The organism is Pseudoalteromonas apostichopi (assembly GCF_030297135.1).
Taxonomy (GTDB): Bacteria; Pseudomonadota; Gammaproteobacteria; order Enterobacterales; family Alteromonadaceae; genus Pseudoalteromonas; species Pseudoalteromonas apostichopi.
The window spans coordinates 1,934,899-1,948,267 of record NZ_AP028065.1 but is presented as its reverse complement, the minus strand read 5'-3'; the positions used below and the strand labels follow the sequence as shown (position 1 = coordinate 1,948,267).

Here is a 13,369-nt window from a genome sequence, read left to right as displayed (position 1 = left end):
TAAAAGCTCGGCTTTAATCTGCTAGTAATTGATCAAATAAATCAAAAACTTTATCGAGCTCTTCAATAGTGTTGTAGTGCATACAACCAATGCGAACTACGCCGCCGGTTTCTAATACCCCTAGCTGCTTACATAAGCCTTGGGCATAGAAGTTACCATCCCACACACAAATGTGCTGCTTACCTAAAAACTCAGAAACAATACGTGGCTCAATGTCTGCAAAAGTTAGTGCAAAAGTCGGTGTACGCTCAGATAAACGATCTAAAGCATCAATACCGAACAACTTGATACGCGGATAATCAGCCAAACGCGTTAAGAAATGCTTACTTAATGCCATTTCGTGTTGTTTAGTGATAGCAAATGCAGCAGCTAATTTATCTCGGCGTGAGTGACTATCATCAAGCTCACTAATTGCAGCAATGTAGTCCACAGCAGCAATTAAGCCAGCCAATGCTTCAAAGCTTTGTGTTCCAGTTTCCCAGCGACCTGGCGCAACATCTTTTGCAGGCTCAACTTTATATGGCCTGAAACCTTCTAGGTGCTCACGTTTGCCATATACAATACCAAGGTGAGGGCCAAAGAACTTGTATGCAGAGCAGGCTAAGAAGTCGCAATCAAGTGCTTGTACATCCACAAGCTCATGAGGTGCGTAATGAACGGCATCAACATAAACTAACGCACCAACCGCATGAGCAAGCTCAACAATGCGTTTAATATCATTAATTGAGCCAGTAGTGTTCGATGCATATGTCACTGCAACAAGCTTTGTTTTGTTAGATAAAAGGCTTTCCAAGTGTGCCATATCTAAGCTGCAATCAGCTTCGTTGATAAGGGCAGTTTTTACAGTAGCACCTTTATCTTCAGCAGCTTGCTGCCAAGATGATACATTTGAGAAGTGATCAGCATTGGTGACGATAATTTCATCACCTGCAGTCCAATCACGCGAGATTGCACGGCTAAAGCTAAACGTTAAGCTTGTCATGTTTGCACCAAACACGATTTGCTCTTTAGATGGCGCATTTAATAAGTCGGCTGCAGCTTGGCGAGCGTTTGCCATTAACTCTACTGTTTTGTCACTTGAGAAAAATGCACCGCCTAAGTTTGAGTTGTAGTAACCCAAATAAGCAGTCATGGCACTTAAAACTGACTGTGGCACTTGAGAGCCACCCGGGCCATCAAGGAAAATCGGTGACTGACCGGCAACTTGTTGCATAAGCGCAGGGAATTGGCGACGTAATTGCGTTAAGTTCATGATATACCCTTACGCAGTTAGTACGAAGCAATCAAGGTAACCTTCTTTGCTTGCGTCTAATTTATTCATTGGGGTTGCGTTATGCCATACTTCACGGTCATTAATAAGCGCAAACATGCCGTCCTTAATTTCCATTTTGAAACATGGCTCAGCTTGTTGGTGCTCATAAACAAGTAGCTCACCACCTTCTAGGTTTTCATGTGATACACCACATACACAAACGTGATCAAAACCATCTTGGTGAACACCTTCAGGCGCAGCAGGTGTGTCGCTGTCGATAGCAAGCATTCTAAATTGGTGAATTTCAATAATGCGGTCATCGCTAATACCTGTCATATCCCGAAACTGATTAACGATTTGCTTCATGCCAACAGTCGCTAATAAGCTATCTTCTAGATTTTCATAAGTACGCTCAACATTACCTTGAAAGGTATTAATTGAGTCATCTTGCACGAATGCTTTTGTTGGTTGTAATTTTAATTCTCCATCAACAACTTTAATTACTGAATAACGACGCTTACGAAACTCACCATCTGCGTATGGATTCGCAGGTAGGTTAGCAAAAGAAGGTTTTACTGCGTCAATATGCGTTTGGCTTACAAAACGAAGTTGTAGAAGGTTCTGGTTGTTTAATGTAGTCATTTAGATCTCGCCTTAATACGTTGAGAATATTGGCGAGGATTTTAATGCAATTGATAGGAAATTTTTGCGTTATTATGTAAACAGCAATGATTGTTTATGTAGTTTTAAGATCGAATAAACAAGTAATTTAGAAATTTTATCTAAAATAAAAAGCCCGCTTAATGCGGGCTTTTCTTGCAATTTAATTTATCTCTAATTAAACAGCTTGTTGAACGATTACTTGGTCTGCCTTTTTAGTGTATTGAGGCATACGGTGGAAGTTCAGGTAACGATATGTATCAGCTGCCGTTGCATTGATCTTATCTGCATACTCTTGGTACTCAGCAGGTGTAGGTAATTTACCTAGGATTGCTGCTACTGCAGCAAGCTCTGCTGATGCTAAGAATACGTTCGCGCCAGTACCTAGACGGTTAGGGAAGTTACGCGTAGAGGTAGAAACAACAGTTGCTTTATCAGCAACACGTGCTTGGTTACCCATACATAGTGAACACCCTGGAGTTTCGATACGTGCACCTACGCGACCAAAGATACCGTAGTAACCTTCGTCAGTAAGCTGGTCTTTATCCATCTTCGTTGGTGGTGCAACCCAAAGTTGAGTTGGGATACGACCACTGAAGCCATCTAGTAATTTACCTGCGGCACGGAAGTGACCGATGTTAGTCATACAAGAACCGATGAATACTTCGTCGATTTTCTCGCCTGTTACGTCTGAAAGAAGACGTGCATCATCAGGATCATTTGGAGCACAAAGGATTGGCTCTTTGATGTCAGCAAGATCAATTTCAAGTACATGTTTGTACTCTGCGTCAGCATCAGCTTCCATAAGTTCAGGGTTAGCTAACCACTCTTGCATTGCATTGATACGACGCTCAATAGTACGCACATCACCGTAACCTTCAGAGATCATCCACTTAAGCATTACGATGTTTGACTCTAGGTATTCAGCGATAGACTCTTTAGAAAGCTTAACTGTACAACCTGCAGCTGAACGCTCAGCTGACGCATCAGAAAGTTCGAAAGCTTGCTCAACAGTTAGGTGCTCAACACCTTCGATTTCTAGCACGCGACCAGAAAATTCGTTGATTTTACCTTTCTTCTCAACAGTTAGAAGTCCTTCTTTGATACCGTAGTAAGGGATAGCATGAACTAGGTCACGTAATGTGATACCTGGCTGCATTTCACCTTTGAAACGTACTAAGATTGACTCTGGCATATCAAGAGGCATTACACCAGTTGCTGCTGCGAATGCTACCGCACCAGAACCCGCAGGGAATGAAATACCTAGAGGGAAACGAGTATGCGAGTCACCACCAGTACCTACTGTATCTGGTAATAACATACGGTTTAACCATGAGTGGATTACACCGTCACCTGGACGTAGTGATACACCGCCACGGTTCATGATAAAATCAGGAAGTGTGTGGTGAGTATTTACGTCGATTGGTTTAGGATAAGCTGACGTATGACAGAAAGACTGCATTGTTAAATCTGCAGAGAAACCTAAACACGCTAGATCTTTAAGTTCGTCACGCGTCATAGGACCTGTTGTATCTTGCGAACCAACAGTTGTCATTTTCGGCTCACAGTATTGACCAGGACGTACGCCAGGCATGTTACATGCTTTACCAACCATCTTCTGAGCTAATGTGAAGCCTTTACCAGAATCAGTCACAAGAGCTGGCTTACGGAAGATATCTTCAGCTTCCATACCTAGTGATGCACGCGCTTTATCAGTTAAACCACGACCGATGATAAGTGGAATACGACCGCCAGCACGAACTTCATCAAGAATTACGTCTGATTTAAGAGAGAAAGTAGAGATAACTTCATCTGTACCGTGACGCTTAACAACACCTTCGTATGGGAAGATATCGATTTGGTCACCCATGTTTAGCTCATCAACAGGTAGCTCAATTGGTAACGCACCAGAGTCTTCCATTGTGTTGAAGAAGATAGGAGCGATTTTACCACCTAAACATACACCACCAACGCGTTTGTTTGGTACGTGAGGAATATCATCACCCATGAACCAAAGTACAGAGTTAGTTGCAGATTTACGAGAAGAACCCGTACCAACTACATCACCAACGTATGCAAGAGGTAAACCTTTCGTTTTAAGCTCTTCTAGCTGTGCGATTGGACCAACTTCACCTGGTTTGTCAGGATTGATGCCATCACGTTCATTCTTCAGCATTGCTAAAGCATGTAGTGGAATATCAGGACGTGACCATGCATCAGGTGCAGGAGAAAGGTCATCAGTATTTGTTTCGCCAGTTACTTTGAATACTGTAACTGAGATTTTTTCAGCAACTGCAGGCTTGTTTACAAACCACTCAGCATTTGCCCAAGATTCGATTACTTGCTTAGCAAACTCGTTACCTGCTTTCGCTTTTTCTTCTACATCGTAGAAAGCATCGAACATTAATAATGTGTTTGATAAACCTTTAACAACGATTGGTGCTAGCGCTTCGTCATCTAAAAGATCAATCATAGGTGCGATGTTGTAACCACCTAACATAGTACCAAGTAGCTCAGCTGCTTTTTCTTTTGATACAAGTGGAGAGCTCGCTTCACCTTTTGCAACTGCAGCTAAGAAACCTGCTTTGATGTAAGCAGCATCATCAACACCTGGTGGTACGCGATTAACTAGAAGATCAACAATAAATTCTTCTTCGCCTGCCGGTGGATTTTTGATTAGTTCAATAAGATCAGCCGTTTGCTGAGCATCTAATGGCGCTGGTACGATACCTAACGCGGCACGTTCTTCTACGTGTTTACGATATTCTTGTAGCACAATATTGCCCTCTTGGTGACGTGAAAGTACTCGGTAGTAGTAAGCTAAATACCAATTAAGACCCAGTACTTATAGTATTCTGACGGTTAATTATAAAGCTTTTAAGTATAGATGAAAATCCATGCTGTAGTTAGAGGCTTTAATACTCACTATAAATAGCATGAATAGTACTAGAAAAAAACGCTATTCAAATGAATATTTATTAAGAATCATTCCTATCTATCAATTTCTAGGGCTTTAAAATGAAAAAACCCAGCACTAGGCTGGGTTTTAAAATTTGCGTAAAGGGTTAGATTAACGCTCTACTTTAACACGCTCAATAACAGTCACTTTCGCTTCAACACGACGGTTTTCAGCGTGAGCTTCTGGCGTATTTGCTGGGTTTTTAAGACGCTCTTCACCTAAACCAACAGTAGTAAGACGCATTGGGTCAATGCCATCTTCAATTAGTTTCTTAGCAACAGCATCAGCACGTTTTTTAGATAACCACTTGTTGTAGTCAGCTTTACCTACTGACGAAGAGTGACCTTCAAGTACTACGTCTGTTCCTGGGTGCTCTTTCAAAAACGCAGCAGCAGCATCAATATCGTCTAAGTATTGTTGAGATACTTTAGATGTATTGTTAGGGAATGTGATTAGTAAAGTCTTAGACACTTCACGGTCTTCATACAATGTACAACCAGTACCATCAACAGCATCTGTCATTGGTGTATTTGCACACTGGTCATCAGCATCTGGGATATTATCTCCATCGCTATCTACTGGCTCAACAGCTACAGGAACAACAGTTGGAGCTGGCTCTACTGGCTCAGCAGGAGCGCTTTGATCACCAAATATATAGCTAAGACCTAGCTTTGCACCAACATCTGTGTAACCACGGTCAAGACCTTGATATAAAGATGTTTCAGCGTTGAATGCAAAGTTATCGGTGAAGTAATGTTGGTAACCGGCACCTACGTTAGCAAACATTAGATCTTCATCAACAGCATCAAGATTTTTTAAACCAAAAATACCGTAGAAAGGACCACCGCCAAAATGATATAAGCCATCAATACCGTAACGCTTACCACTTTCAGAGCCACTTACAGTGGTACCGGCTGTGGTTTCAGCGCTCCAGTCAAAATCCATATCAGCATATTCTAAACGAGCACTCCAATAATCGCTGAAGCGGTAACCTAATTCCAAACCCCACCCAGTTGAGTCATCTACATCTAAACCGCCAGGTGGATAGTCACGGATATTTTCCCAAGAGTTATCATAATAATCGCCAAATGCGCCTATATAAAAACCTTGTTTTTCTGCAGCGATACCTGAAGCACTTGTTGCAGCAAGCGCTAAAGCTATAGTTAGTGATTTTAGTTTCATGTTTCATTCCCTTCCATTTTAGTAACTAAAGGCAGTGTAGCCTACACTCAGTCAAGATAGGTGATGAGTAATTAATCCAAACTTAATAAACTCAAACAACTAGTAAATTTTTATAATTCCATAGCATCAACTAAATACAGCGACATAAAGCACCTTAATAATCCATGTCGGACTGGTGCAAATTACACGTCATTAAAAATAATTATATAACCTAATAATAATTCAACAAGGAGATTAAACACCATACTACAATAATTTGAACTTTGATTAGGTGATTCATATCAATATATGATGGTTATTACATCTAAAATTGGTACAAATTAAGATTAACTTGTTTCTTAGGAAAGTAAATATTGAATTTCATTCAAAAAAAGGCCGGACTAATAAAATTAGTCCGGCCTAGTTATATATTATTAATTAAATAAGGAATTTCTACCTTAAATATAATAACTTACTTACGAAGTACTTTAACTTTTTCAACGCTCGTGATTTGAGCTTCTACGCGACGATTCTCTGCATGTGCCTCAAGTGTATACGCTTTATTTTTCAAACGCTCTTCACCATAGCCAACCGTAGAGATTCTATCTGAAGAAATGCCGTCTTTAACTAGCTCTTCAGCAACATCTTTAGCACGCTTTTCAGAAAGCATCATGTTGTAATCAGCGTCACCAACTGCTGATGCATGCCCTTCAAGTACTACTGAAGTACCTTCATTTTCTTTCATAAAGGCTGCAACATCTGCAATGTCGCTAAAGTATTGATTAGGTACTTCTGCAACGTCATGCGGGAACGTAACTAGTAAAGTTATAGTTGCCTCTTTTTCTTCATATAGAGTACAACCAGTGCTGTCGACAGCATCAGTCATCGGTGTGTTTGCACACTGATCATCTGCATCCATTACACCGTCATTATCACTGTCAGTTGGTGCAGCGACTACAGGTGCAGGCTCTACCGGAGCAGGCGCACTTTGATCGCCAAAGATATAGCTAATACCCAGTTTAGCACCAACATCTGTATAACCACGATCAAGACCTTGGTATAAAGATGTTTCAGCATTAAAAGCAAAGTTATCTGTGAAGTAGTGCTGGTAACCAGCACCTACGTTTGCGAACATTAGATCTTCGTCAACTGCATCCAGATTTTTAAGACCGAAAATACCGTAGAAAGGGCCGCCACCTAAATGGTATAGCGCATCGATACCGTAGCGCTTGCCGCTTTCTGAACCACTTACAGATGTGCCATCATTAAGCTCTGCATTCCAATCGAAGTCCATATCAGCGTACTCTAAACGAGCGCTCCAATAATCGCTAAAACGATAACCTAATTCCAGACCCCATCCAGTTGAATCATCTACATTTAATCCACCTGGCGGATAATCGCGAACATTTTCCCAAGAGTTATCATAGTAATCGCCGAATGCGCCAATATAAAAACCTTCTTTTTCGGCAGCGAAGCCTGTTGTACTAGTTGCAGCAAGTGCTAACGCAATAGTAAGTGATTTTAGTTTCATTATTTCCTTCCCATTTTCACAATAAAGCTATTGAAGCTAATGTATTTCGAGTACTTAAAACTATATAGCAGCTTAAAAACTAATTTAATGAAATTTTATAAACAGCTATATTTTATATTTACTAATACTTTACTATTAATAAAAGTAATCTATTCAGTGGCAATTTATACTAATTAAAACTTTCAAACTACCAGCATAGTAGTGTAACACCACTTAAAGCAATAATTTACTTTAAATCAATGATATCACCAGTCAATGTCCCGCTCAATCTACGAACATTTTAAAGCGATAAATAACTTTTTTCTTTCAGAGGTGTAACTATCATTTATGTGCCACAGAAAGTTTGATAGTTTTTGTCACCATCACTTGGCAACTCGTACCAACTTTGATGTTCTTTAAAGTATGTGTATGGCTCTGAAATCACTTCAAGAAAATCATTTAATAATAAGCTACTACCTGCTTTTTCAAATTCAGCTATTATGCTTTCTATATTATGATTACGCGGGATGACTGCAGGATTAACGGCTCTCATGATGCTGTAACTTTCAGCAGTTGTTCTTAGCTTCCACTTTAAAACCCACCCTTTCAACCTACAATCCACAGTAAAATCACTTACTAAAGATTCAGTGAGTGCATTAAATGTATTGGTATAATCAAGTTGATGCTGCTTCATTAAAGCAAGTAATTCTGAAACCAAAACATGATCACCTTCTTGCTGACCTGCTAACCCTAATTTCTGCTGCCACATAGCATTAAATGCATCATTAAATTTATCAGCAAAACCATTCACAACCGACGAAAGTTTTTCTACGGCACCATCTTGCTCATCAAATAAAGGAATCAAGCTTTCAGCTAAACGCGCAACATTCCAATTGGCAATATTGGGCTGATTACCAAATGAATAGCGCCCTTGGTGATCAATCGAACTGAACACCGTGTCTAGGTCAAACTGGTTCATCATCGCACATGGGCCATAATCGATAGTTTCACCACTAATCAAAGTGTTGTCGGTATTCATTACACCATGTATAAAGCCAACTCGCATCCAACTTACGACCAGCTCAACTTGTTTATCTAATACAGCAGTTAAAAACTCAATGTAGCGTTGCTCACCAGCACTGCTAATTTCAGAGAAATGACAATTAATTGCGTAATCGACCAGCTTTTCTAGCCCTTCAATATCCCCTTGCGTTGCTAAGTATTGAAATGAGCCGACACGAATATGACTTTTAGCTAAACGAGTAACTACGGCGCCTGGACGAGGCGGTTGGCGATAAACGGTTTCACCGGTAGCAACGACTGCTAAACAACGTGTAGTAGCAATACCTAGAGCATTAAGAGCTTCACTCATAATATATTCTCGCACCGCAGGACCAATTGCACAGCGACCATCACCACCACGAGAAAATACAGTTGCGCCAGCGCCTTTTAGCTGTAAGTCCCACAATGTGCCATCTTGATCTGCAATAGCACCAAGTAAATGTGCTCTGCCATCACCCAGACGCGGTGAAAAATGACCAAATTGATGACCTGAGTAACCAAGTGCAACTGGTGCAACGTCGTTACTTATTGTTGAACCAGTTAAGAATTTAGCTAAAAACTCGCTGTCATGATTAATCGAAAAATTATCAGCTAACTGATCATTAAACAGTAGCAATTTAGGCTCAGCCACAGCACTAGGCATATCTTCAATCGTGAGCAGTTCACTAATGTCTGTGTATCGAGATTGCAGTTTCATAATTTTCCTTAACGCGTTGCTACACCTACGCGGTTATCACCCACACCATAGGCAACAAGCTGACTAAGCGCCTGCAGACTATAGCCACTTTGCTGTTGTAATTCATTGAAGAAGTTTTGCGCTGACTGTAGTGACTTTTTAGTTTGTAAGCCACCGTCTATCAATTCGTGGGCACGCAAGTAGGCTTCTACATCACGAGAAAGCAAAAAGGTATCTTTACCTAGCGCCCGTAAAGCGTATGGGCCAGTATTCCCGCCTAAACGTGCACCATGCTTTTTGAGATAAGCCCATAACCCAATAATATTATCACTTGGCCAGTCAGCAATAAACTGACTAAAGCTGCCATGTTTCTCCGCGATTTCATGGATCATATACGCATTTTCAGGGATTGTTTGTACTTTTTTAAAATTACGAACAATTCGTTCATCACTGGCTTTTTGCTCGAGCATATCCGGCGGCATCATTAACAATTTTTCAATGCTAAAATCCCAAAACACTTCGCAAAAACCAGCCCATTTATTGTTAATAACTGACCAATAAAAACCACTTTGAAAGATTTTACGAGTAAACTCTTCTAACCATAAATCATCATGCATTTTGGCAATATCAGTATCATCGAGCGGGTTTGATAGCAGTGCTCGCAGCATGTCTTCGCTACCCTTTCGAGATACGGCTCGCTGATAAATATCGTTAAATTTTTCCATCATTTTTCCAATTTATTTGGTTAACGCTAAGTGTACGTAAAAACACGGTTATACGTAACCATGTTGCAAAATTGGTCACTAAAAAACAAACTCATCAGCTTGACACCTAGATGGCTAAAATGCTTTAATCGCCGCCAATACCCTATTTAACTATGTTGGCTTTTACCTTAAAAGCGAGCATAAAGGGCTGGAAGAGGTGCGTTATTCAGGTAACGTATGGGAAGAGCACAGACTCTGTTGATCATACGTGAGGGGAATTAACGCCGAGAAGTAACACCGTTTGTGAGGTGCTTATTTCGGGCGACTGGGCTGAATCCCAGCGACTGTCACCAACAATAGCAAAGCGCTATTGATTAGTTTGGTGGAGAGCTTCTGGTCTTAGTATAATAAGGCCGTCGCGTCTTTATTATTTTAAGCCCATTCGCTCTTCGAATTATACCTTGTTCGAATGACGACATGCGGCCCCATTCAAATGTTCCCGCATATACTCTTCGAATACCTTATAAGTTCGTGAGAGATGATCAACAATTTTGATTTAAATGACTATCCATTATGGACAGCGCTTGTCACGCCATTTTCTGAATCTGGCGAGGTCGATTACACGGCCCTAGAGCAACTGGTCACTGAACAGCAAGCCGCAAATAACGGCATTTTATTGCTTGGCAGTACCGGTGAAGGACTAGCGCTTTCACTTAAAGAACAACAAGCCATTGTCGAGCATGTTTGCCAATTGGCACCGAGTGTGCCACTGATGATCGCTGTGGGTGGCATGAACCTAAAGCAGCAAATTGCATGGGTTGAATACTGCAATCAGCTGCCAATTCATGGCTACCTGTTAGGCTCACCTCTGTATGCAAAACCTGGTGTTGTGGGTCAAACACATTGGTTTGAAAGCCTACTTAACGCAAGTCATCACCCTTGTATGTTGTATAACGTACCAGGGCGCAGCGCAGTTGAAATTTCACCACAGGTAATTAAAAACCTTGCCGACCACAAAAACCTTTGGGCTTTAAAAGAAGCCAGCGGCGATATTAGCAAGTTTGAAGGCTTTAGAACGGCATCACCAAAACTTGCCATTTTCAGTGGCGATGATGCACTTATGCCGTATTTTGCTCAAGCCGGTGCAAAAGGTTTAGTTTCGGTTGCCGCTAATGCTTGGCCAAGCCAAACCCATGAGTTTGTTAAACGCTGTTTAAGTGGTCAATACCCAAATCTATTCACTGATTGGTCGCAAGCAATTCAAAGTCTATTTGCTGTAGCAAACCCAATCCCCGTAAAAGTACTGATGCACCTGCAAGGTAAAATAAATACCCCGCATTTACGTCCGCCACTTACGCATTTAGAGCTTGAGCAAACAGACGGCATCACCCACGCAAATAACACTATTTTATCTTGGAACTAAAAACAGGTTTTATCATGAGCTGGTTAGAATTATTAAACAACTTAGAATCAGGCGCAGTTCGCGCAGCAACACAAGACGAGAACGGCAACTGGCATGCTAATATTGAAGTTAAACAAGGCATTTTAGAAGCATTTAAAAATGGCACTAACACCGAGTTCCCAGGTGGTTTTGTTGATAAGCACAACTTAGCACCACAAGGCTTTGCAGCAGATGCAGGCGTACGTATGGTACCAGGTGGTAGCAGTGTTCGTCGTGGTGCACACGTTGCTAAAGGCACTATTATTATGCCACCAGCGTATGTGAATATTGGCGCGTTCATCGACGAAGGTACTATGGTCGACAGCCACGCATTAGTGGGTTCATGTGCACAAGTGGGTAAAAATGTTCACCTAAGTGCAGCAGTACAATTAGGTGGCGTGCTTGAGCCTATTGGTGCAAGCCCAGTGGTTATTGAGGATGATGCATTCATCGGCGCAGGCTGCGTAATTGTTGAAGGTGTAGTTGTGAAAAGAGGCGCGGTACTTGCGCCGGGTGTGCGTTTATCTGCAACCATTCCAGTCTACGACTGTATTAATGAGCGCCAGCTAAACAAAGGTGAAGCAATCCCAGAAAACGCGATTGTGATCCCAGGTTCTCGTCCTGCTTCAAACGCATGGGCTCGTGAGCAAGGCCTAAGCATGTCTTGTGCATTGATCGTGAAATACCGAGATGAACAAAGCGATGCATCATTACTGTTAGAAGAGGTTTTACGTTAATGAGCTTTATGAGCACGCCCATCAAGCAAGCAGTTGAACAAGTAGCAACGCACCTTGATACGCCATTTTTTATCTATGATTTAGATAAATTAACTGCACATTTAAATCAACTGACGGCGCAAACCGATGTGAAACTTTGGTACGCAGTCAAGGCCAACCCGCTGTCTCGCATTATTCAATGTTTAGACAGCGCAGGGTTTAATTTTGATGTTGCAAGTAAAGGTGAACTTGAGCAAGTACTTGCTCAAGGCATCGATAGCGAGCGCGTGCTCAATACTGGGCCTGCAAAGAGCCCTAAACAAATTTCACATTTTATTGCTCGCGGTGTACGTACTTTTGTGGCAGAGAGCATTAACCAAGTTCGCTGGTTAAACGAACAAGCAACAAAAGCAAATTGCCATCTGCAAGTATTATTGCGTGTACAACTACGTTGGCCAGACAGTGAAAAGAACCCACTTGGCGGCGATAGTCTCACCCCCTTTGGTTTGGGCTGTGATGAATGGCAAGCACTAACAGTAAGTAATTACCCAGCACTTAACTTTGATGGTCTGCATATTTTCCAATGGGGCAACATGCTCAGCACCGATAAACTCGCTGAGCTATGGCGTGCCATGATTGAGCCATTACAACGACTCGCTAACTCATTAAATATTAACCTTAATGTTCTCGATTTGGGTGGTGGCCTAGGCATTCCTTATACTCAAGATGCTAACCGACTTGATTGGTCTGCACTTATCGAGACTCTGGCGAGCATTAAAGCGGATGCCGGTGTCAATGAGCTTTGGATGGAGCTTGGTCGCTATGCAGTGGGCGAATGTGGTCATTACGTAACGCCGATTGTTGAGCGTAAAGAAAATTACAATCAACAGCAGGTGATTTTATCAGGCGGTATTAACCATTTACTTCGCCCAGCTGTGACAAGCCAAGATTTTCCTGCGGCGTTACTACGCGAATCGACGGCTGAGCCTGCAGCAATGACGTTATACGGCCCACTTTGCACCGCGCTTGATTGCTTAGGTGAGCACCTCTTAGCTAGCGATTTAAATGAGCAAGACTGGTTGGTATTCAGCCAGTGTGGCGCATACGGCTTTACCGAAAGTATGCCGTACTTTTTATGCCACGAATTAGCGGCTGAATACATCCTTGAACAAGGCAGTATTGAGTGCATCCGTAGCGTTGAAGATGCTAGCTATTATTTAAGGTAATC

General features: G+C 41.7%; 10 protein-coding genes and 1 riboswitch. Of the genes, 3 read left to right on the top strand and 7 right to left on the bottom strand.

What is annotated here, in order from left to right; genetic code table 11:
* Positions 1–13: 13 nt before the first annotated feature.
* The 7 genes from QUE86_RS08710 to QUE86_RS08680 form a co-directional block, all read right to left on the bottom strand.
* Positions 14–1,252: a cysteine desulfurase-like protein gene (locus QUE86_RS08710; RefSeq protein ID WP_178926497.1), complete on the bottom strand. Its 1,239-nt coding sequence runs from the start codon at positions 1,250–1,252 to the stop codon at positions 14–16.
* Positions 1,253–1,261: 9 nt separating this feature from the next.
* On the bottom strand, positions 1,262–1,894 hold the full coding sequence (locus QUE86_RS08705; protein ID WP_286256639.1) for a 2OG-Fe dioxygenase family protein: 633 nt from the start codon (positions 1,892–1,894) through the stop codon (positions 1,262–1,264).
* A 196-nt stretch (positions 1,895–2,090) separates the two neighbouring features.
* On the bottom strand, positions 2,091–4,688 hold the full coding sequence (acnB, locus tag QUE86_RS08700; RefSeq protein WP_130049980.1) for a bifunctional aconitate hydratase 2/2-methylisocitrate dehydratase: 2,598 nt from the start codon (positions 4,686–4,688) through the stop codon (positions 2,091–2,093).
* A gap of 294 nt (positions 4,689–4,982) precedes the next feature.
* Positions 4,983–6,053 (bottom strand): OmpA family protein, encoded by a 1,071-nt coding sequence (locus QUE86_RS08695; protein WP_130049981.1) that lies wholly within the window; start codon positions 6,051–6,053, stop codon positions 4,983–4,985.
* A 451-nt stretch (positions 6,054–6,504) separates the two neighbouring features.
* On the bottom strand, positions 6,505–7,563 hold the full coding sequence (locus QUE86_RS08690) for an OmpA family protein (RefSeq protein WP_130049982.1): 1,059 nt from the start codon (positions 7,561–7,563) through the stop codon (positions 6,505–6,507).
* Positions 7,564–7,888: 325 nt separating this feature from the next.
* Entirely contained in the window at positions 7,889–9,301 is a 1,413-nt protein-coding gene (locus tag QUE86_RS08685) for a protein adenylyltransferase SelO (protein WP_286256631.1), read from the bottom strand.
* Between the two features lie 8 nt (positions 9,302–9,309).
* Positions 9,310–10,005 carry a DNA-3-methyladenine glycosylase I gene (locus QUE86_RS08680; protein WP_286260358.1) on the bottom strand — a complete coding sequence of 232 codons (696 nt, stop codon included), beginning with the start codon at positions 10,003–10,005 and terminating at the stop codon, positions 9,310–9,312.
* A 183-nt stretch (positions 10,006–10,188) separates the two neighbouring features.
* Positions 10,189–10,385, top strand: a riboswitch (Lysine riboswitch).
* Positions 10,386–10,522: 137 nt separating this feature from the next.
* Here QUE86_RS08680 and dapA point away from each other — a divergent pair.
* Genes dapA through QUE86_RS08665 form a run of 3 tightly spaced genes read left to right on the top strand, consistent with a single transcriptional unit; the run spans position 10,523 to position 13,367 of the window.
* The gene (gene dapA, locus QUE86_RS08675; protein ID WP_130049984.1) at positions 10,523–11,407 is read left to right on the top strand and encodes a 4-hydroxy-tetrahydrodipicolinate synthase; all 885 of its coding nucleotides are present in this window, start codon (positions 10,523–10,525) and stop codon (positions 11,405–11,407) included.
* A 14-nt stretch (positions 11,408–11,421) separates the two neighbouring features.
* Positions 11,422–12,162 carry a 2,3,4,5-tetrahydropyridine-2,6-dicarboxylate N-succinyltransferase gene (locus QUE86_RS08670; RefSeq protein ID WP_130049985.1) on the top strand — a complete coding sequence of 247 codons (741 nt, stop codon included), beginning with the start codon at positions 11,422–11,424 and terminating at the stop codon, positions 12,160–12,162.
* Complete coding sequence (locus tag QUE86_RS08665) at positions 12,162–13,367, top strand: PLP-dependent decarboxylase (protein ID WP_286256628.1); 1,206 nt, start codon at positions 12,162–12,164, stop codon at positions 13,365–13,367. Before QUE86_RS08670 ends, QUE86_RS08665 begins: the two co-directional genes overlap by 1 nt.
* The last annotated feature ends 2 nt before the right edge of the window (positions 13,368–13,369 follow it).